Source organism: Kitasatospora sp. CB02891 (assembly GCF_002803145.1).
GTDB lineage: Bacteria > Actinomycetota > Actinomycetes > Streptomycetales > Streptomycetaceae > Kitasatospora > Kitasatospora griseola.
Genome location: NZ_NNBO01000018.1, coordinates 1 through 19,906, shown reverse-complemented (window position 1 = coordinate 19,906; position 19,906 = coordinate 1). Strand labels below are relative to the sequence as shown.

At 73.3% G+C, this 19,906-nt stretch carries 20 protein-coding genes and 1 pseudogene; 12 read left to right on the top strand and 9 right to left on the bottom strand.

Going from position 1 to position 19,906, the window contains the following annotated elements; translation table 11 throughout:
• Positions 1–6: 6 nt before the first annotated feature.
• A complete protein-coding gene (locus tag CG736_RS36660) occupies positions 7–687 on the bottom strand; it encodes an SMI1/KNR4 family protein (protein ID WP_157815803.1) in 681 nt (226 codons plus the stop codon).
• Positions 688–826: 139 nt separating this feature from the next.
• Here CG736_RS36660 and CG736_RS30655 point away from each other — a divergent pair, with 139 nt between their 5' ends.
• A complete protein-coding gene (locus CG736_RS30655; protein WP_100589404.1) occupies positions 827–2,404 on the top strand; it encodes a TauD/TfdA family dioxygenase in 1,578 nt (525 codons plus the stop codon).
• 101 nt (positions 2,405–2,505) lie between these two features.
• Here CG736_RS30655 and CG736_RS30650 read toward each other — a convergent pair whose 3' ends face one another.
• Complete coding sequence (locus CG736_RS30650; protein ID WP_198520668.1) at positions 2,506–4,089, bottom strand: MBL fold metallo-hydrolase; 1,584 nt, start codon at positions 4,087–4,089, stop codon at positions 2,506–2,508.
• Between the two features lie 190 nt (positions 4,090–4,279).
• Positions 4,280–6,598 (bottom strand): SpoIIE family protein phosphatase, encoded by a 2,319-nt coding sequence (locus CG736_RS30645; RefSeq protein WP_100589403.1) that lies wholly within the window; start codon positions 6,596–6,598, stop codon positions 4,280–4,282.
• Between the two features lie 115 nt (positions 6,599–6,713).
• Between CG736_RS30645 and CG736_RS30640 the strand changes: the two genes are divergently transcribed.
• A complete protein-coding gene (locus CG736_RS30640) occupies positions 6,714–6,917 on the top strand; it encodes a hypothetical protein (RefSeq protein WP_100589402.1) in 204 nt (67 codons plus the stop codon).
• On the opposite strand, the gene CG736_RS30635 is transcribed toward CG736_RS30640, so the two are convergent.
• Positions 6,914–7,318 (bottom strand): RidA family protein, encoded by a 405-nt coding sequence (locus CG736_RS30635; protein ID WP_100589401.1) that lies wholly within the window; start codon positions 7,316–7,318, stop codon positions 6,914–6,916. The genes CG736_RS30640 and CG736_RS30635 overlap by 4 nt on opposite strands.
• A 43-nt stretch (positions 7,319–7,361) precedes the next feature.
• The gene (locus tag CG736_RS30630) at positions 7,362–8,129 is read right to left on the bottom strand and encodes a GntR family transcriptional regulator (RefSeq protein ID WP_043910058.1); all 768 of its coding nucleotides are present in this window, start codon (positions 8,127–8,129) and stop codon (positions 7,362–7,364) included.
• 289 nt (positions 8,130–8,418) lie between these two features.
• Here CG736_RS30630 and CG736_RS30625 point away from each other — a divergent pair, with 289 nt between their 5' ends.
• From CG736_RS30625 to CG736_RS30590, 8 genes are all read left to right on the top strand, one after another.
• A complete protein-coding gene (locus tag CG736_RS30625) occupies positions 8,419–9,585 on the top strand; it encodes an ABC transporter substrate-binding protein (protein WP_100589400.1) in 1,167 nt (388 codons plus the stop codon).
• 8 nt (positions 9,586–9,593) lie between these two features.
• Entirely contained in the window at positions 9,594–10,553 is a 960-nt protein-coding gene (locus CG736_RS30620; protein ID WP_100589399.1) for an ABC transporter permease subunit, read from the top strand.
• Positions 10,541–11,368, top strand: a complete 828-nt coding sequence (locus CG736_RS30615; protein WP_198520667.1) for an ABC transporter permease — start codon at positions 10,541–10,543, stop codon at positions 11,366–11,368. The genes CG736_RS30620 and CG736_RS30615 overlap by 13 nt, the downstream gene beginning before the upstream one ends.
• Positions 11,369–11,390: 22 nt before the next feature.
• A complete protein-coding gene (locus CG736_RS30610) occupies positions 11,391–12,458 on the top strand; it encodes an ABC transporter ATP-binding protein (protein WP_100589398.1) in 1,068 nt (355 codons plus the stop codon).
• Between the two features lie 233 nt (positions 12,459–12,691).
• Positions 12,692–13,360: an HAD family phosphatase gene (locus tag CG736_RS30605; protein ID WP_100589397.1), complete on the top strand. Its 669-nt coding sequence runs from the start codon at positions 12,692–12,694 to the stop codon at positions 13,358–13,360.
• On the top strand, positions 13,360–13,680 hold the full coding sequence (locus CG736_RS30600; RefSeq protein ID WP_100589396.1) for a multidrug efflux SMR transporter: 321 nt from the start codon (positions 13,360–13,362) through the stop codon (positions 13,678–13,680). Before CG736_RS30605 ends, CG736_RS30600 begins: the two co-directional genes overlap by 1 nt.
• A gap of 52 nt (positions 13,681–13,732) precedes the next feature.
• Positions 13,733–14,245, top strand: coding sequence for a DUF6584 family protein (locus tag CG736_RS30595; RefSeq protein WP_100589395.1), 513 nt, complete (start codon positions 13,733–13,735; stop codon positions 14,243–14,245).
• A 64-nt stretch (positions 14,246–14,309) separates the two neighbouring features.
• Positions 14,310–14,876 carry a DUF6584 family protein gene (locus tag CG736_RS30590; RefSeq protein ID WP_100589394.1) on the top strand — a complete coding sequence of 189 codons (567 nt, stop codon included), beginning with the start codon at positions 14,310–14,312 and terminating at the stop codon, positions 14,874–14,876.
• Positions 14,877–14,934: 58 nt separating this feature from the next.
• On the opposite strand, the gene CG736_RS30585 is transcribed toward CG736_RS30590, so the two are convergent.
• From CG736_RS30585 to CG736_RS30570, 4 genes are all read right to left on the bottom strand, one after another.
• Positions 14,935–16,146, bottom strand: coding sequence for a glycoside hydrolase family 3 N-terminal domain-containing protein (locus CG736_RS30585; RefSeq protein ID WP_100589393.1), 1,212 nt, complete (start codon positions 16,144–16,146; stop codon positions 14,935–14,937).
• A gap of 92 nt (positions 16,147–16,238) precedes the next feature.
• Positions 16,239–16,919 (bottom strand): phosphonatase-like hydrolase, encoded by a 681-nt coding sequence (locus tag CG736_RS30580; RefSeq protein WP_100589392.1) that lies wholly within the window; start codon positions 16,917–16,919, stop codon positions 16,239–16,241.
• A 34-nt stretch (positions 16,920–16,953) separates the two neighbouring features.
• The gene (locus CG736_RS30575) at positions 16,954–18,075 is read right to left on the bottom strand and encodes a TIGR03364 family FAD-dependent oxidoreductase (protein ID WP_100589391.1); all 1,122 of its coding nucleotides are present in this window, start codon (positions 18,073–18,075) and stop codon (positions 16,954–16,956) included.
• Between the two features lie 96 nt (positions 18,076–18,171).
• Positions 18,172–18,810, bottom strand: coding sequence for a phosphatase PAP2 family protein (locus tag CG736_RS30570; RefSeq protein WP_100589390.1), 639 nt, complete (start codon positions 18,808–18,810; stop codon positions 18,172–18,174).
• Between the two features lie 190 nt (positions 18,811–19,000).
• Here CG736_RS30570 and CG736_RS30565 point away from each other — a divergent pair, with 190 nt between their 5' ends.
• Entirely contained in the window at positions 19,001–19,369 is a 369-nt protein-coding gene (locus CG736_RS30565) for a BlaI/MecI/CopY family transcriptional regulator (RefSeq protein ID WP_100589389.1), read from the top strand.
• Positions 19,366–19,906 (top strand): annotated as a pseudogene (locus CG736_RS30560) (M56 family peptidase); the annotation flags it as partial. The gene CG736_RS30565 and the pseudogene CG736_RS30560, both read left to right, overlap by 4 nt.

Genomic DNA, 19,906 nt, shown 5'->3' with positions numbered 1-19,906 from the left:
GCTCCGTCAATTGTCGAGCGCCGGAAGTGCTTCGCACACGGCGTCCAGCGCTTCCTCGTCCACGGCCCGGACGGCCAGCCAGGCGCCTCCCAGGAGCGCCAGCAGGGCGTCCGGGCGGGCGAAGTAGCGGGTGTCCACCCCGGGTGCGTGGACGCGCGGCAGTTCGGTCCAGCCGGTCAGATCGGCCGGGTCGACCCCGCCGCCGTCCACGTGGGCGCTGTCGTCGAGCAGCGGCTCGGTCAGCAGGATGCCCAGGCATTCGGCGGAGAAGCTCGCCGTCCACGGGGTGATATCCAGCTGGACGGACGGCGCGACATCCGGCCAGGCCACGGTCGGCGGGTCCGCCCGGTCGAGGGCGGCGAGCGGTATGCCCCAGTAGGCGCAGGACTGGTTCTCCACGCGGTAGACCAGGCAGCCCTGGTCGACGTAGAAGCGGTCCGGCGGCAGCAGGGTGTCCTGGTTGCCGGTCAGGTCGGGGCGGTTGCCGATCAGCCGGTACGCCTCGCGCAGCGCGGCGGGCAGTTTCAGGCCCAGCCGGGCTTCGGCGGCGTCGAGTTCGGCGTCGGTGCAGCCGCCGCCGGGCAGCAGCGGGGCTCCCCAGAAGGCCGCGATGTCGGCGATCAGCCGCCAGGCGGCGGCGCGGTCGGCGAGGGCGGCGGGCAGGTCGCGGACGAGGTCGAGCGTCATGACTGCACGCTAGCGCCCGCCACGGACAGGGTTCGGCTGCCGGTGGCCGACCGTTCACCGGCCGGGCAACCGGTGTACGCGAACGGGTATTTGGCTGAGCAGCCACGCCAAGTTGTCTGTACAACCGGAGGCTGCTCCCATGTCCGTCCCCCACCCCTACTGGCTGCGCGACAACTGCCCGTGCGCCGAGTGCCGCAACCCGCGCAGCGGGCAGAAGCGGTTCCGGATCGGCGACCTGCCGGACGACCTCACCGCCGCCGAGGCCACCGAGGACGGGGCCGGGCTGAGCGTGCTGTGGTCCGACGGCCACCGCTCGTTCTACCCGACCGGCTGGGACGCCGCCGATCAGGACGGCGACCACCGCACCGAGCACGGCAAGCGACTGTGGGAGGCCGCCGACTTCGCCCGCGGCCTGCCCGAGGCCGACTGGTCGAGCTACCTGGCCGACCCGGAGGAGAAGATCGCCGTCCTCTCCGCCGTCCGCCGGTCCGGCTTCGCGGTGCTCCGCGGCGTCCCCGTCGAGGAGCGCCAAGTCCTCGCCGTGGCACGGAGTTTCGGCTACGTCCGGGACACCAACTACGGCGAGCTGTTCGACGTCCGGGTGGAGCCCGACGCGGTGAACTTCGCCTTCACCGACGCCGCCATCGCCCCGCACACCGACAATCCGTACCGCGACCCCGTCCCCACCCTCCAACTGCTGCACTGCCTGCGCAACGAGGCCGCCGGCGGCGACTCCGGCCTGGTCGACGGCTTCCGCGCGGCCGCGCTGCTCCGCGAGGAGGACCCGGAGGCGTTCGCGCTGCTCGCCCGCACCCCCGTGCCGTTCCGCTACCGCGACCGCACCGCCGACCTGGCCGCCGAAATGCCGATGATCGGGCTCGACCCGCGCGGCGCGATCCGCGAGATCCGCTTCAACAACCGCTCCATCGACACCCTGCGCACGCTCCACGGCGCCGAACTCGACGCCTTCTACGCCGCCTACCGCCGCTTCGCCGGGATCACCCTCCGACCCGAGCTCCGACTGGAGTTCCGACTCGGCCCCGGCGACTGCCTGATCTTCGACAACACCCGTCTGCTGCACGCCCGCACCGCCTTCGAGCAGGCCGGCGGCCGCCACCTCCAGGGCTGCTACGCCGACCTCGACTCGCTCTCCTCCACCCTCTCCGTGCTGCGCCGCAACGTCGCCGCGCTCGACGAACTGGAGGCCCTGTTCGCCGGCGAGGGCGCCGGCGAGTACCTCGGCGAGGCCGTCACCATGGCCGAACACATGCTCCAGGCAGGCCGGTTGGCCCGCGCCGCCGACGCCCCGCCCGCACTGGTGGCCGCCGCCCTGCTCCACGACATCGGCCACTTCCACGGCAGCGGCCTGGAGTTGATGGCCGGCGCCGACAACCGCCACGGCGCGACCGCCGCCGTCTGGCTCTCCCGCTGCTTCCCGCCCGCTGTCACCGAACCCGTCCGCCTGCACGTCCCCGCCAAGCGCTACCTGTGCACCGCCGAACCGGACTACTTCGCCAAGCTCTCCCCCGCCTCCGTCCACACCCTCGGCCTCCAGGGCGGCCCGATGACCTCCGCCGAGGCCGAGGAGTTCGCCGCCGGCCCGTTCGCCGCGGACGCGGTGGCCGTCCGCCGCTGGGACGAGGCCGCGAAGGACCCGTCGGCCGGTGCCCCGACGTTCGCCGAATTCCGGCCGCTGCTGCTGGAGTTGATGAGCTGAGCCGGCTCGGCCCGCTGCTGCCCGCAGTCCCGGGCGGTGTCCGCCGCGTCCCGGCGCCGCGCACGTCGCCGCGCTGCCGGACGGACACCGCCCCGTCGCTGCTACCAGCGCCACTCCTGCTGACCGTAGAGGTGGCCGGCCTTGATGCCGCGGCCGCGGCACCACTCCAGGAACTCCTCGATCTGCTTGATCTGGTAGGTGTCCTCGTTGTACGTGGTGGCCATGACGTGGCCCAGCCACGGCTCCTCGCCCATCGCGTAGACGTAGGCCTCCTCGACGCCGAGCTCGGTGAGGATGTCGCCGGCCTGCTTGGCGTCGGAGCCGGACAGCTTGCGGGAGTTGCTCATCTTCTTGGTGACCGGCTTGGTCAGCAGCGCCTGGTACAGCCAGGTCAGCGGCGCGCCGTCGCACTCCATGCCGACGAAGGCGATGTCGGCCCTGCCCAGGTGGTTGCGGATGTAGCGGTAGAGCTTCGGCTCGATGCCGGAGGAGTCGGCGCCGACGAAGATCCTGCGGCCCGCCAGTTCCACCCAGTAGGTCGACTTGCTGCGGATGTCCAGGTCGCAGTGTTCGCCGAGGAACGGGGTCGCGGTGACCTTGCCGCCGGGGAACGGCACCTCGTCGAAGTCGTCGACCTCGATGACCTCGAAGCCGAGGTGGCGCAGTACCAGGGCCATCGACGGGTCGGCCAGGTTGCCGCGGGAGGGGCGCGGAACGACGATGGCGCCGACCCGGCCGCGCAGCTGAAGCAGTGTCTCCAGCACGATGTGGTCCTGGTGGCCGTGGGTGATCAGCACCAGGTCGATGAAGTCCGGGAGGTCGTCGAGGGTGTAGCGGTCGCCCTGCGAGTTGTCCGCGGAGATGAAGGGGTCGGTGACGACGGCGCCCTCGGGGGTCTGCAGCACCAGGCAGGCGTGGCCGAAGTAGCGGATCCGGCCGCCCTCGCCGATGTGACGGTCCGTCGACAGGCTCGGTTCGTCGGCCAGCAGGCCGAGCAGCTGCTCGGCCCGGGCGTCGTCGAGGCCGAGGGCGGCGCGCAGGTGGCCGAGGGTGGCGCCGTGCACGCGGGACTTGAACAGCTCGGTCAGGCCCGGGTGGTTGAACGGGATCGGGAGATCGAGCACGTTCGGGTCGGTGAGGCGCGGGGTGCTGAGGATGAACGGGCGCTCGGTGTCCGGCTCCAGGGAGAGCTGCACGGACTGCCGGGCCTCGGTGTAGGCCGGGCTCAGGTAGGCGAGCGGCTCCATGAACCGGACCGCGGCCTGGTTGTCGGTGTCGTAGGCGAGTTCGACGATGCCGCCGAGCTCGGCGGGCAGCTGCGGGTAGAGCGGGGTCAGGTCGAAGCCGGTGGCGTTGGCGCGCAGCAGCTCCTGGCCCTCGGCGATCGCCTCGGCGAAGCGGAGCATGTCGGCGCGGTCGCGCTTGATGGTGGCGAGCAGCTCGCGCACCTCCTCGACGCGCTCCTCCGGGATGTTGACGTAGTAACCGCCGCGCAGCTCGGGGTTGCTGCTCGCCGCGATGTGGACCTGCGGCGACTGCAGGTACGACTCCAGCAGCGGAACCTGCCGGAACGCCAGGTTCATCGCCGCCTGCACCGGCGCGACGGTGTAGAGCCAGGCGTAGAACCGGTCCACCAGCGGCTCGACGATGGTCCGGGAACGCAGGTACTTCAGCTGTTCTTCCATCAGTGATCTTCCACGGTTGTCGGAAACACGAATTCGGCCGGCCCTTTCCGCGCGGGGAGTCCGGAGCGTCCCGCCGGACGGGCCCCGGTCACCGTGGCACCGGGCGCCGGAAGCGAGGTGGAGAACTACTGGAAGCCACTGCTGGAGTCGACGAGCCGGAGCCGGTCCGACCGACCTTGCCGGACCGGCCCTAGCGCCCCCGGGGCCACAGTTCGAACCACACCGTCCGCCCGCCGGCCCGGGGCTCGGCCCCCCAGCGGTCGGCGCGCCAGGCCACCATCAGCAGACCGCGGTCGGCCTCCTCGTCGAGCGGGTCGACCACCGCCAGGACGGGGAGCCGGTGGTGGTCGTCGGTGACCTCGACCAGCAGGCGGTCGGTGTGCACCAGACGCACCCTGACCGGTCCTCCGGCCACCAGTACGGCGTCGGCGATCAGTTCGCCGGCCAGCAGTTCGGCGGCGTCGACGTCGACCTCCAGGCCCCAGTCGGTGATCCGGTCCCGGACGAACTGCCGGGCGGCCCGCACCTCCCGGGCCCGGGCCGGCAGTTCGTAGTGCGCCACCCGGTCCGCGGGGATGCCGTCGAGCCCCACCACCAGGAGGGCGAGGTCGTCCCTGCGCGCCGTCGCGGACAGGTCGTTCAGCAGGTCCTCGCACACCTGGTCGGGTGTGGACTCCGGCCCGATCAGGTCGGCGCAGCGGTCGGCGAACTCCCCGAGCCCGTCGTAGTCGCGCAGCGGGAGCAGGTTGTCGGAGCCGAGCACCAGCACGGATCCGTCCGGGACGTCCACCGTGACGGCGCCGAACGGCAGCCCCCCGATCCCGACCGGGAGGTTGGAGGGCAGGTCGAGCCAGTCGACGCTGCCGTCCGGGTGCCGCAGCAGTGGGGGCAGATGGCCGGCCGAGGCCATCTCGCACCGCCGGGCGATCGGGTCGTACACCAGGTAGAGACAGGTGGCCGGCTGGGCGACGCCGAGGCGCAGGACCAGGTCGTCGAGGTGGCGCAGCAGTTGTGCGGGCGGTACGTCGAGCAGGGCGAAGGCCTGCACCCCCGCGCGGAGCCGGCTCATCGTCTGGGCGGCCTCCAGGCCGTGGCCCATCACGTCGCCGACCACCAGGGCGACCCGGTTGCCGGCCAGTTGGATGACGTCGAACCAGTCGCCGCCCACCCCGGCCCTGCGATCGCCGGGCAGGTACTGGTGGGCGGTCCGCACTCCGGCGATCCGGGGCGGGTCGAGCGGGATCATCGAACGCTGCAGGGCCTCGGCCAGCCGCGCTTCCGCCTGGTGCAGCCGCGCGCTGTCCAGCAGCAGCGCCCCGCGCTCGGCGAGTCCGTGCAGCAGGAGGACGTCGGCGGACTCGAACGGCGCTCGGCCCGACAGCCGCACCAGTTGCAGCACCCCGAACACCCGCCCCCGAACCATCAGCGGGAGCGCCAGCACCGACGACTCCGGGCCGGCCCCGGACAGCCGTTCGTCCACCGGGGCGAGCACGGGTTCACCGTCCTTCAGGGCGCGCCCGGCCGGAGTGCCGGGCTCGATCCGCAGCAGCGCGCCCATCCGTGGGGACCGCCCGAGCAGGCGAACGCTGTCCCCGCCGTGGCCGACCACCTGGAAGGTGGAGGTCCACACCGACGGCTCGCCCTCCGGGTGGGAGCCGAAGACGAAGGAGGTCCGCAGGTAGACCGTGGCCAGGTCGGCCCAGGCCGGCACGAACACCTCGCACAGCTCGGCGGCCGTGGTGTCCAGGTCCACGGTGGTGCCGACCCGGCGGGCGAACTCCCGCGTCAACACCGCGCCCGGCGACTCCAGCTCCGCCCGGTATCTGAACTCCCTTTCATGGCGGGCCCGTTGCGTGGCCAACGCGGCCTCGGCGGCCAACAGGCGGGCCTCCAGGCGGACGCACTGCTCCTCCGCGTCGTGGCGAAGCGTCTGGGCTCGCGCCAGCTCGGCCCGAAGCAGGTCCAACTCCCGCTTCAGGAAGCGCAGTTCCTCCCGCACCTGCTCGGTCTCCGGCCCGTCCGCCCAGCGCTCCAGCTCGCCGGCCCCGTAGCGGGCGGCGGCCCGGTCCGCTTCCAGCCGGCGATAGCGCTGCTCGGCCTGCTGCGCCTGCGCCTCCGTCGCCTCCAGGGAGCGCAGCAGGTGCCGTTCCCGCACGCCCGCCAACTGGAGTTCGCGCTCCGCCGCACCCAGCCGGTCCCGCAACTGCTCGACCTCGTGCCGGGAGGCGTTGCGGACCCGCAACGCCTCCATCCGCAGCCGGTGGACGTGTTCCTGGACCTCGGGGGTGACGGACTCCCCGGTGGTCTCGGCGACCTGGCGCAGCAGCTCGTCGACGAAGTCCTTCGGGGCGATCCGCGCCCCGCTGAAGTAGCGCGAGACGCTGCCCTTGTCGCGGTTGCAGCGAGCCGCGTAGCGGGTGAGCGAGATGCGCAGCCCCTGGAACAACTGCCCCAGGAAGGCGGTGAACGCCGCCACCTCCGGCTCGCCGCCCTGCGGTTCGAGCGTCATGGAGTCCTCTCCCCGACCGTTGCCGGGAAGTGGCAATCCGTTGCACCTGGTGCAACCCCGGCCTGCACCGAACAGTAGGAGAAAACCTCAACGGTCCGCAGCGAAAGGCGCATTGATGTTCACCGGAGTCGTCCGACAGCTGGCCGCCTGCCAGCGCGCAGTGGTCGTGTCCCTGGCCCTGGTGCCCGTGGTCCTGGTGACCGTGGCGTGCCTGCCCGCCGTCCTGGTGCTGCCCGCGTTCCCGGGCGGGATGCAGCGCCTGGGCGCACTGCTCACCTCACTGCGCCGCTGGACGGACACCGTCCTGTCCCGGAGCTAGGGCAGCGCCGCCGTCAGGTCGATCTCCACCAACTGGCCGCGGTAGCCGAGCGCGGCGACGCCGAGCAGCGTGCTGGCGGTGGCGAACGCCGGGGCGAGCGGGCCGGCCTGGAGGTGGGCCCAGGCGGCCCCGAGCACCTCGCTCCGGTCACTGACGACGTAGATCACGGAGCGGACCACCCGATCCGGGCCGACCCCGGCGGCGGCCAGGGCGACGAGCGAGTTGGCCACCACCTGGTCGATCTGGGCGAACAGGTCGCCCTCGCCGACCAGGGCCTCGTCGCGGTCCAGCGGGCACTGGCCGGCCAGCTGCGCGGTGCGGCCGGCCTCGACGACGGTGATATGGGCGTAGCCGGCGGTGGAGTGGAGTTCGGCGGGGCTGATGCGAGAGATGTCGGTCATCCGTCGATGGTCGCCCGCGCACCGGACAGCCCGCATCCGAATATCAGTCGCTCTCCCGGGCGTGCCGCGAAAGCGCCGACGAGGCAAGGGAGTTGTGGATCGAGAAGGCGACCGTCCCGGGCAGGTAGCGGTCCTGGGACCACTCGACGGGGGTGCCGGTGGGGTCGGTGGTGCGGCGCTTCTCGCGCAGCAGCGGGCTGCCGCGGCGGCAGCCGAGCAGCCGGGCGTCGTCGGCGTTGGCGCCGACCACGTCGATGGTGTGGTCGGCGTCGCTGAACAGGATGCCGTGTTCGCGCAGCGGTTCGGTGTGCGAGACGGCGTCGGGCGGCAGTTGGGCGACGAGTTCGCCGACCCGGGGCGGGTAGACGGTGCGTTCGACCATGACGGGGGTGCCGGACAGGGTGCGCAGCCGGAGCATCGCGTACACCTCGGCGCCGGGGTCGAGGCGCAGTTGTTCGCGTTCGGCGGCGTCGGCGGGGCGGCGGACGATGGACTCCAGCCGGCCGCCGGGCTCCTCGCCCATGGAGCGGGCCCAGTGGGTGAAGGAGAGCAGCTCGGAGAAGGACTGGACGCGGGCGCTGCCGAGGACGACCCGGCGGGTGCCGCGGCGGGAGGTGACCAGTCCGTCGGCGCGCAGCAGGGCGAGGGCCTGACGGACGGTGCCCCGGGAGACGCCGTACTGCTCGGCGAGGGCGCCCTCCGCCGGCAGCCGTCCGGCGTCGCCGAACGAGCCGGAGGTGATCGCTTCGCGCAGGTCGGCGGCCACCTTGCGGTAGAGCGAGCCGGCCCCGCTGTCCTGTTCGAGTGCCACGTGCGTCGAGTTCCCTTGGCTGGTAAGGAGATTGGGCTGTGTCCGCGGCGTGATCGCGCGTACACCATTGACTGTAGCCGCTGCCGCCGCACCGTCCGGCGTCGGGCGCGACCGTTCCGACAGCCGCCCCCTGTACTGGGCCGTCCGTTCACTTTCCCGTCACCGGCCTCGGGCGTACTTACCTCGGGCGACGGAAGTTGGCTGGCCAACTTGGCCGCGACATGCCGCGCTTCGCACCGAACGCCTTCTCGTGATCTCTGCAGCTCCCCTTCCTCCAGGAGACCTCCCCGTGACCGTGCACCGCCACCGCGCCGCCGCCCTCGCGGCCGTGCTGACCGCTGCCGCGCTCTCCCTCTCCGCCTGCGGCTCCGCCGGCTCGACCGCCAAGTCCGGCGACGCCAAGGGCGGTTCGGGCAACGCCAGGACCGCCACCTCGCTCGCCGACTTCGGCGGCATGGACGGCCTGGTCGCCGCCGCGAAGAAGGAGGGCAAGCTGCACGTCATCACCCTCCCCCGCGACTGGGCCAACTACGGCAAGCTGATGGACGACTTCAAGGCGAAGTACGGCATCGAGATCGAGGACGAGAACCCGGACGGCTCCAGCCAGGACGAGATCAACGCGGTCAAGTCCCGCAAGGGCCAGGACCGTGCGCCCGACACCCTCGACCTGGGCTCGGCGTTCGCGCTGTCCGCCGCCAAGGAGGGCCTCCTCGCCCCGTACAAGGTCGCGGGCTTCGACAAGATCCCGGACACCATGAAGGACCCGGCCGGTCTGCGGGTCAACGACTACGGCGGCTACGTCTCGATCGGCTGCGACGCCAAGAAGGTCGCCAACTGCCCGAAGACCTTCGCCGACCTGCTCAAGCCCGAGTACAAGGGCCAGGTCGCGCTGAACGGCAACCCGACCAAGTCCGGTTCGGCGTTCGGCGGCGTGTACGCGGCCGCGCTCGCCAACGGCGGTTCGCTGGACAACATCCAGCCCGGCATCGACTTCTTCGCCAAGCTGAAGCAGTCCGGCAACTTCAACCCGGTGGAGTCCACCCCGGCGACCGTCGAGAAGGGCGAGACCCCGATCTCGATCGACTGGTCGTACCTGAACGCCGGCTACACCGACGAGTTCAAGGGCAAGGGCATCGACTGGAAGGTGTCGATCCCCTCCGACGGCTCCTACGCCCAGTTCTACAACCAGGCCATCAACAAGGACGCCCCGCACCCGGCGGCCGCCCGCCTGTGGATGGAGTACCTGTACTCGGTCGAGGGCCAGAACGGCTTCATGGGCGGCTACGCCACCCCGGCGCTGTTCGACGCCATGAAGAAGGACGGCTCCCTGGACGCGGCCGCCGCGGCCAAGCTGCCGGTCGTCGAGAAGCCGTTCACCACCTTCCCCAGCTCGGAGCAGATCGACGCGGCCAAGAAGGTCGTGACCGAGAACTGGGCCAAGGCGATCGCGGGCTGATCACCGACATGACCACGGCTCCCACCCCGGTGCCGGCCCCGGCCGCCGCTGACCTCAGCGGCGGCCCGGTGGCCACCGGCACCGCCACCACCGCCCCCACCCCCGAGCCCGCCGGACGCCGCCTGCTGCGCGGCAAGTCCTGGCTGGCCACCGTCCCACTGCTGCTGTTCTTCCTGATCGGCTTCGGCCTGCCGGCCGTCGCCATCGTCACCGGGGCGTTCACCGTCTCCAGCGACGCGGAGACCGGCGCGGGCTCGTTCACCACCGCCAACGTCACCGACTCGGTGCAGGGCGCCTACTGGACGGCGCTGCTGTCCAGCATCAAGCTGTCCGCGCTCACCGCGCTGATCGGCACCGCGGTCGGCGTGCCGATCGCCCAGGCGGTGCTCACCTCCCGGTTCCGGATGCTGCGCGAGGCGGTGCTGACCGCCTCCGGCGTGCTCGCCAACTTCGGCGGCCTGCCGCTGGCGTTCGCCTTCGTCGCCACCCTCGGCAACGCCGGCGAGCTGACCAAGATGTTCCACCTGACCGACCACGGCTGGTCGCTGTACAGCTTCACCGGCCTGACCGTCGCCTACCTGTACTTCCTGGTGCCGCTGATGGTGCTCACCATCACTCCTGCCCTGGAGGGCCTGCGGGTCCAGTGGCGCGAGGCCGCCCAGAACAACCGGGCCACCGGCCTCCAGTACTGGCGGCACGTCGCGCTGCCGATCCTGTTCCCCTCGCTGCTCGGCGGCTTCGTGCTGCTGTTCGGCTCGGCGTTCGCCGCGTACGCCACCGCCGCCGCGATGGTCGGCGCCACCGTCCCGCTGATCAGCCGTCAGATCGCCGACGCGCTGTCCGGCAACGTACTGGTCGGCCAGGGCAACCTGGCGCTGGCGCTCAGCCTGGACATGATCATCGTCGCCGTCCTGGTGATGGCCGTCTACCTGCCCCTCCAGCGCCGGAGTGCCCGATGGCTCAGCTGATCTCCCGTCTGCGGGTCTGGCGCGGGGCGGTCCTGCTGCTGGCCGGCCTGTACTTCCTGATCCCGATGGCCGCCTCGGTGTGGTTCTCGATCGACGATGTCAACGGCATCTCCTTCGACGCCTACACCGGCCTGCTGTCCGCCCCCGGCTTCACCGACAGCCTGGTCCTCACCCTGGAACTCGCCGTCGTCACCGTGGTGGTGCTGCTGCTCCTGCTGGTGCCCGCGATGATCGCGGTCCGGCTCGGCTCGCCGAAGCTCCGCCCGGTGCTCGAAGTGGTCTGCACCCTGCCGCTGGTGGTGCCGCCGGTCGCCCTGACCGCCGGCCTGATCGGCGTGCTCCGCTGGGGCCCGGACTACCTGATGGACACCCCGTTCTTCCAGACCTTCGTGTTCATCCAGCAGCCGCAGTTCCCGCTGGTCCTGGTGATCGCCTACGTGCTGATGGCACTGCCGCTCGCCTACCGTGCCCTGGACTCCGGCCTGCGCGCCGTGGACGTCCGCACCCTGGTCGAGGCCGCCCGCAACTGCGGCGCGAGCTGGCCCCGGGCCGTGTTCTCGGTGATCCTGCCGAACCTGCGCGGCGCGCTGCTGAACGCCTCCTTCCTCACCCTGGCCCTGGTCCTCGGCGAGTTCACCACCGCCTCGATCCTCGGCTACCAGCCCTTCGCCGTGTGGATCTACTCGGTCGGCAACAGCCAGGGCCAGATGTCCGTCGCGGTGTCCGTGCTCAGCCTGCTGATCACCTGGGTGCTGCTGCTCCTGCTGGCCGCCGCCGGCCGCGAGCGCCGCCACAAGACCGCCACCGCCTCCTGAGCCTCCCCGGAGACCACCACCCATGAGCACCGCCACCGTCGCCCCCACCACCAGCGCCACCGTCGAATTCCGCTCGCTGCGGCGGCAGTTCGGCACCACCACCGCCCTCGACGGCCTCGACCTGACGGTCGAGCCGGGCGAACTCCTCGCCCTGCTCGGCCCGTCCGGCTGCGGCAAGACCACCGCGCTGCGCATCCTCGCCGGGTTCGAGACCCACGACTCCGGCGAGGTCCTGGTCGACGGCGAGGACATCACCCGGATCCCCGCCCACAAGCGCGACGCCGGCATGGTGTTCCAGTCCTACAGCCTCTTCCCGCACCTCACCGCCGCCGACAACGTCGCCTTCGGCCTGCGCATGCGCGGCGTCGCCAAGGCCGAACGCCGTCGGCGCGCCCAGGAGTTGCTGGAACTCGTCGGCCTGCCGCAGCGCGCCGAGCACTACCCGCACCAGATGTCCGGCGGCCAGCAGCAGCGCATCGCCCTGGCCCGCGCCCTCGCCCTCCAGCCCCGCGTGCTGCTCCTCGACGAGCCGCTCTCCGCGCTCGACGCGAAGGTCCGCCTCTCGCTGCGCGAGGAGATCCGCCGCCTCCAGCAGGAACTCGGCATCACCACCCTGTTCGTGACGCACGACCAGGAGGAGGCCCTCTCGATGGCCGACCGGGTCGCCGTGCTGCGCGCCGGACGGCTCGAACAGTGCGCGACGCCCTCCGAGCTGTACTCGCGGCCGGCCACCGCGTTCGTCGCCGAGTTCGTCGGCACCATGAGCCGCATCCCGTGCGTGCGCACGGCCGACGGCCGGGTCGAGGTGCTCGGCCGCCGCCACCCCGTGGACGGCGACCTCCCCGCCGACGGCGACCTGGACGTCCTGGTCCGCCCCGAGAACGTCGAGCTCGCCCCCGCGGCGGACGGCCCCGCCCAGGTGATCGCCGCCTCCTTCCTCGGCGCCGTCACCCGCCTCACCGTCCGCCTCCCCGACGGCACCGAGATCAAGTCCGACCTCCCCACCGAGACCGCCGGCGCCCTCCCCCTCGGCACCCACGCCGGCCTCACCCTCCCCGACCGCCCGGTCCTCGTCGACCGCAGGTCCTGACGGACGGCGACTCGCGCCCGGTCGGAGAGACGTCGCCCTCCGGGCCGGACGGCCCGGCACTCCGAAGTCCCGGGCCCACGAAGGTCGGCGCCACTGAAGTCCCGTGCCCCGCCAGGGGCGTGGGGAACTGCGCGAAGCGGAGGACCGCACGCCGCAGCCGCCCGCCGACAGCCGGGTGCACCGCCCAACGCCCCTGCGCCCCGTCGCCCGATGAGCCCACGTAAGGTACCGCCATGCCTGCATCCCGCCCCGCCGCCGTCCTGTTCGACATGGACGGCACCCTGGTCGACACCGAGCACCTCTGGTGGCAGGCCGCAGCCGAACTCGCCGCCGAGCTCGACCTCACCCTCACCGACGCCGACCTCCCGGAGGTCCTCGGCCAGGCCGTCGAGCACACCGCCGCCCACCTGCACCGCAGCAGCCTCACCTGCCGCCCCGAGGCCGATCTGGTCGAGCACCTGAACAATGCGTTCGCCGCCAAGGTCGAGGCCGAGATCGTCCCCCGCCCGGGTGCGCTCGCCCTGCTCGCCGCGCTCCGGGAGGCACGGGTCCCCGCCGCGCTGGTGTCCGCGTCCCCGCGCCGCGTCGTCGATCTCGTCCTGAACGCTCTCGGTCCGCACTGGTTCGCCACCACGCTCGCCGCCGAGGACACCCCCCGCACCAAGCCCGCGCCGGACCCGTACCTGGCCGCCGCCGAGCGCCTCGGTCTCGCCCCGGCCGCCTGCGTCGCCGTCGAGGACACCCCGACCGGTGTCGCCTCCGCCCGCGCCGCCGGCTGCGCCGTCCTCGCGGTGCCGTCGACCGTCCCGATCCCGGCCGCCGACGGCATCACCGTGCTGGACAGCCTCGAACACGCCGATCTCGCGTTCCTCGGCGCCCTCACCGCCGGCCCGGCGTCCTGATGCCGTACCTGCTGCTCGCGCTCGCGATAGCCAGCGAGGTCTGCGCCACCAGCCTGCTGAAGCTGACCGACGGCTTCTCCCGGCTGTGGCCCAGCCTCGCCGTCGGCGCCGGCTACGTGCTGTCGTTCTACCTGCTGGGCCGCGCCCTCAAGCACATACCGGTCTCCGTCGCCTACGCCGTCTGGTCCGGCGCGGGCACGGCCGCCGTGGCGGCCATCGGCGCCACCTTCTTCGGCGAGTCCCTGGGCCGGCTGCAGTGGTGCGGCATCGCCCTGGTGATCGCCGGCGTGGTCCTGCTCAACCTCCGCTCCACCCACTGAGCTGCGCACCCCCGGATTGACCGCCGCGCCGCCGGTCGACGAGCATCCCTGCATGCCGCTGCACACCGCCCTCGCCCGCGCCGACGCCGATCTCGCGGCGGGCCGCGTCCCGATGGCCCGGCAGCGGCTGCGCAGCCTGGTCGAGCACTACCCGACCGACCTGACGGTGCGTCGCCGACTGGCCGCCGTGTACCGCCTGTACGGCGAGCCGGCCGAGGCGGGGCGCTGGAACTACCTGGACGAGTCCGCCGACCCGGCGGAGACCGCGGCGTTCGAGGCCCGGCACCCGGATCCGCTGCGCCGGATGATCGCCCTGTGCTGGCGCGCCCCCGAGGACCACGCCCCGACGGAGACGGCCCGGGCCCGGCTCGCCGCCCTCCGCGGGACGGCCGTCGGCGGCGACGGCGGCCCCGTCGCCTGGACCGATCTGTACATCGCCGCGGCGGACAAGGTCCCGAAGGACGAGCCGCGGGACTTCCTCCTGCCCTGCTGCCTGGCCGTCGCGGCCGTCCTCCTCGCGCTGGCCGTGATCGGCGCGGTCACCACCGTCCGATGGCTCCTGTGACGGGACGGGCCGGCGCCGGAAAGCCGGTTGACGCCTCGTCCGCCCGCCCGGAACGATCACCGTCATGAGCGTCGAATCCACCCTGGCCAAGGCCGAGACGGACCTGCGCGAGGGTCGGCTCGGCCTGGCCCGGCGCCGACTGCGCGGCCTGCTGGAGAGCCGCCCGACCGACCTGGCCGTCCGTCACCGCCTCGCCGGGTCGTACCGCTGGATCCACTGCCTCGACGAGTCGGGCCGGTGGAACTACCTGGACGAGTCGCTGACCGCCGACGAACTCGCCGCCTTCGAACGCCGGTTCCGCGCCCCGGCCCGGCGCCTGGCCGTCCTGCACTGGCCCGACCCCGAGCACATCCCGCCGGCGACCCCGCTCGCCCGCCGCCGTCTCGCCGCCCTGCACCGGCAGGCCACCGGCCGGCAGCCGGACTGGCCGGACCACCCGGACGACGCGGCGACGGTCGCCCCGCCCCTGCCGCCGCGTCCGATGCCACGGCAGCCCGTGTACCGGGCGCCGGTCCCCCGGTTCGCGCCGCGCCCGCCCGAGATGCCGATGCATGTCGCCGCGTTCCGACTGACGCTGTTCATCGCCGCCGGGGTGGCCCTGATCGCGCTGGTCCAGCACCAACTCGGTTGACGCCCACCGGAAGGCCGGCCGGGTGTTCGGGGCTGCCTCAAACCTCCTGCGCCGTCCGCTACTTGAGCGAGTCCCGCAGCGCGTCCACCCGGTCCGCGGAGGCGGTGAACTCGTCGCGGTCGAGGTCCCCGGAGTCCAGCGCGCCCGCCAGGGCCGCGGCGGCCTGGTCGCCCTGGCCGACGTCGCGGGCGGAGCAGAGGATCAGGTCGACCCCGGCCCGGGCGACGGCGAGGGCGCGCTTGTCGGTGCCGCCGACGGGGTCGAGGGCCTTGGCCTCCAGGGCGTCGGTGACGGTGACGCCCTGGTAGTTCAGGCGGGTGCGGAGCTCGTCGTGGACGACGGTGCCGGACAGGCCGGCGGGGGTGCCGGGGTCGAGCGCGGGGTAGATCGCCCAGGCCAGCATCACCAGGTCGACGCCGGCGGCGACCGCGTCCCGGTAGGGCCGTTCGTCGACGCTGCGCAGCTGGTTGAGCGGGACGGTGAGGGTGACGGGCTCCTCGTCGGTGTTGGCGCCGGCGGGAGCGCTGCCGAGGCCCGGGAAGTGCTTGGCGGTGGCGGCGACGCCCGCGCCCTGCTGGGCCTTGATGAAGGCGGAGCCGAGCGTGCCGACGACCGCGGGGTCGGTGCTGTAGGAGCGCTGGGCGCTGTCGGCGAAGTCGCCGGGGGTGCGGTAGACGTCGAGCACGGGCGCCAGGTTGAGGTTCAGTCCGAAGCCGGCGAGCGTCGCGGCGGCCTGGTTGCCGGTGGCCGTGGCCGCGGCGGTCGGATCGGCGGCGCGGCCGACGTCCTTCGCGGACTGCGCGGGCCCGCCGGGCAGCCGTCGGACCAGGCCGCCCTCCTGATCGGTCATCAGCAGCAGCGGCCGGGGGTGCGGGCTCTGCTGTTCGGCCTGCCGCAGCTGGTTGACGGCGGTGCGCAGCACTGACGGGTCGCTGCCGACGTTCTCGGCGAAGAAGATCACCCCGGCCACCCGGCCCTCGCGGATGCGTTGCAGCAGCGCGGCGGGCGGGGTGGTGCCGGGGTAGGAGTAGACGATCCGCTGCCCGGCGAGGTCGGCGGAGTTCGCTCCGGCGGTGGGGGACGGCGTCGGCTCGGGGCTGGTCGTCGGGCTCGGCGACGGGCTTGCGGGCAGGGGGCTCTCGGTCGGCGCGGCGTCGGTGGTCGCGGGGGCCGGCGACGGGCTGCTGCCGCCGGCGCCGGGCGATCCGCAGGCGGTGAGCAGCGTCAGGCCGAGAGCGAGCAGGCCGACCGACCTCAGTGAGAGCGACATACCGTCAGATAAGCACGTCAATACGCCGGGAGCCAGCACCAGCGGCCCCGGGGCGTCGCCGCCCCGGGGCCGTACGGAGCATTGACGCGGCGTCAGCCGAGCAGCACCGCGGGCAGCTCGGCGATCGAGCCCAGCACGTGGGTGGCGCCGTCGGCGCGCAGCCGGGCCTCGTCGTGGGCGCCGGTGAGCACGCCCGCCACCACGGACGCGCCCGCCCGGGTGCCGGTGAGCATGTCGTAGCCGGTGTCGCCGGCCACCGCGATCTGCCGGACCGAGTCGGTGCGGGTGCGCAGCAGCGCGGTGAGCACCATGTCGGGGTAGGGGCGGCCGCGGCCCGCGTCGGCGGGGCACAGCGTCAGGTCGGCGATGTCCTGCCAGCCGAGGGCCGCGAGGATGCTGTCCTGGGTGGTCCGGGAGAAGCCGGTGGTGAGGACGACCTTCCGGCCCCGGCCGCGCAGCTCGGCGATCGCCTCGGCGGCGCCGGGCAGCGCCTCGCAGCGGCCCTGGCCGACCAGGCTGTCGTAGCCGGCCTCGAAGGCCAGGTTGGCGGCCCGGGCGCGGTCCTCGGCGCCGAACAGGTGACGGAACACCGAGATCTTGGACTCGCCCATGGTGGCGCGGACGTGCGCCAGCATCGTGGCGTGCTCGGGGCTGCCGGGCTCGACGCCCTGGGAACGGGCGGCGGCCTCGAAGGCGAGCTCCACCAGGCCGTCGTCGGCGACGGTGGTGCCGGCCATGTCGAGCACCACCAGGGACACATCGTGCGTGGTCATGTTCTGCCCTTGCAGTCGAACGGGAGGGGGAGGCTCAGAGGCCGGCGAGGTTCGCCGTGGTCTCGGCGATCGCGGGCGAGCAGGTCATGCCGCGCCCGCCGGGGCCGGTGACCAGCCAGGTGCCCTCGGCGACCTGCTGGCGGTGCACCACCCGGGTGCTGTCCAGGCACTGGGCGTAGACGCCGGCCCAGCGGCGGCGGATCTTCGGCAGCGGCCGGCCGAGCAGCGCCTCGGCGACCTCGGCGACGTGCTCGTACGGGTCCTCGACCACGTCGAAGCCGAACGGCTGGTCGTACTCGTGGGTGTCGCCGACGGTGAGGCCGCCGTCCTTGCGCTGGACCATCAGCAGCTGCATCTTGTGCTCGGCGGCGACCGGCGGCTGCGGCTGGGAGGCGCGCAGCGCGTCCAGCTCGGGGCCGGCGAAGGCGGGGTAGTAGCGGAACGAGTCGCCGTCGGCGACCGAGGTGGTGAGGGTCTCGTCCAGCGGGTCGGTCTGCATCATCTGCAGGCGCACCCGGCGCACCGGCAGGTCGGGGGCGAGTTCGCGGACCAGGCCGCCGAGCCAGGCGCCGGTGCACAGGATCACCTGGTCGCCCTGGTGCAGCTGCCCGTGGTCGTCGCGGACGGCGGCGGCGCCGACCACCTCGCGGACCTCGCGTCCGGGCAGGAAGGTGTAGCGGCCGGTGGCCTCCAGCGCGGCGCGCAGCGCGGGCTGGGCGACCCGGGACTCGACGGCGCCGTCGCGGGTGCAGTGCAGGCCGCCGAGGAAGCTGCCGCGCAGCGCCGGGTTGACGGCGCGGACCTGGTCGGCGTCCAGCAGCCGGTAGCCGCGGGCGGCGGCGTCGGGCAGCTGCACGGCGGCCTCGGCGACGGCCAGCTCGGCCTCGGTGCGGGCCAGCGTGAGCGAGCCGTTGGGGCGGAACCACAGGCCGGGGACGCGGGCGCCGATCTGCTCCCACAGTTCGCGGGCGCGCAGCGCGACCTCGAGTTCCTCACCGGCGGCGCGGCCGCTGACCCAGACCAGTCCGAAGTTGCGGACCGAGGCGCCGCGCGCCTCGGCCTCGCGCTCCAGGTGGACGACCTCGTGGCCGCGCTCGACGGCCTGCCAGGCGTGCATGGTGCCCAGCACGCCTGCTCCTACGACGATTACCTTCATGCGGACAGGCTCGGGCGTCGAGGTGGCCGCAGGTCGTCCGGCTCTCGTCGGGCAGGTGAACCGCCCGCAAGAGTTGTCCATACAACCTGCGCGCGGCTACGCCACTCCGGCGCCGAGCACGGGGCCGAGCGGGCCGGTGCGCAGCCGGTCGACCAGCGGTGCGGCCCGGCCGGCCAGCGCGGCCAGCGGGAGCGCCACCAGGACGCCGACCACCGCGGCCACGGCCACGTCGTGCGGGTAGTGCGCGCCGACCCAGACCCGGGAGGCGCCCATCAGCACGGCGGCGAGCAGGCCGATCCAGCCGAGCCGGCGGTCGGCGTACCAGAGCGCGGCGGCGGCGGCGAACGCGATCACCGTGTGGTTGCTGGGGAAGGACCAGTCGCCGGGGGCCGGGCAGGCCTCGATGGTGAAGCTGCCCGGGATCTGCTGGCAGGGCCGGTTCTCCTCGACGATCCCCTTGAAGACCGAGTTGACCAGGTACGCGGCCACCACGATCAGCGGCGAGGCCAGCACCCGGGCCATCATCACCGAGTCGGCGGCCCGGGCCCGCCACCAGCCCCACACCATCAGCAGCGCGAACACCGCGAGGCCGTACGCGGACCACTCCTTGGTCAGCTGGTCGAACCAGTGCGGGGCGGACTCGGCCCACTCGGTGATCCGGGTGTAGAGGCTGCCGTCGATGCCGCTGCCGTCGTAGGCGAGCAGGCGGGCGTAGGGATGAACGTTCGGAGTCACAGGGACAACATGTACCAGAACGGACACCGCGGACGGCTCGTTCGCGGTTCCGAGCAGGAGTGACTGGGGCAAGGCTGGCGGACCTCCCGTTACCGTGGGGGGTGGCCGATCGCGGGCCGCCCCCGTGCGTCTACAGTGTTGTAGACGTCGATCGACAGGACTGTAGACGAATCCCGGAGGTTCGCGCGACATGACGGATTCACCCGCCCGTCGCCCGGCAGGAGAGCTCGAGGCCCAGGTGCTCGCCGCCCTCTGGGCCGCCGGCGCCCCGCTCACCCCCCAGCAGGTGCAGGACGCCGTCGACGCCGACCTGGCCCGCACCACGGTCGCCACCATCCTGGCCAGGCTGCACGAGAAGGGCACCGTCGCCCGCAGCAAGGCCGGCCGGTCCTTCGCCTACACCCCCACCGTCCAGGACGCCGACGGCCTCGCCGCCCGCCGGATGCGCACCGAGCTCGACCGCGGCCGCGACCGCTCCACCGTCCTCGCCCGATTCGTCTCCGACCTGTCCGACGAGGACGAGCGACTGCTGCGCGACCTGCTCGGGGACCAACCGTGACCCTCGCCGTCTGGATCCCGCTGCTGCTGCCGCTGCTCGCCGCCCCGCTGGCCCGCCGGCTCGCCGAGCAGCTCGCCCCGCGCGCCGCCGCGCTCACCCTGGCCGCCACCGCCGCCGCGCTCGGCACCGCCGCGCTGGCCTCGCTCGGCCTGCTCGCCGTCACCGGCCTGCTGCACCTGCCGTACGCCGCCGCCCTCGCCCACTTCTCCCCCGCCCACCGCCTGCCCGACGCGCTGACCGGGACGCAGTGGGCGCCCGCCGCCACCGCCGCCGTGCTCGCCCTGCTGCTGATCGGCGCGCTCGCCGGCCGCACCGCCCACCACCAGCTCGCCGACCTGCGCCGGGCCCGCCGCGCCATCGGCGACGCCCCCGTCGGCCTGCGCGAACGACTGCGCCGCACCGGCCCGGCCACCGCGCTCACCGTGCTCGACGACGACCGCGCCGACGCCTACGCGCTGCCCGGCCGCCCGCCGCGGATCGTCGCCACCACCGGCATGCTGGCCGCGCTCAGCGCCCCCGAGCGGGCCGCGCTGCTCG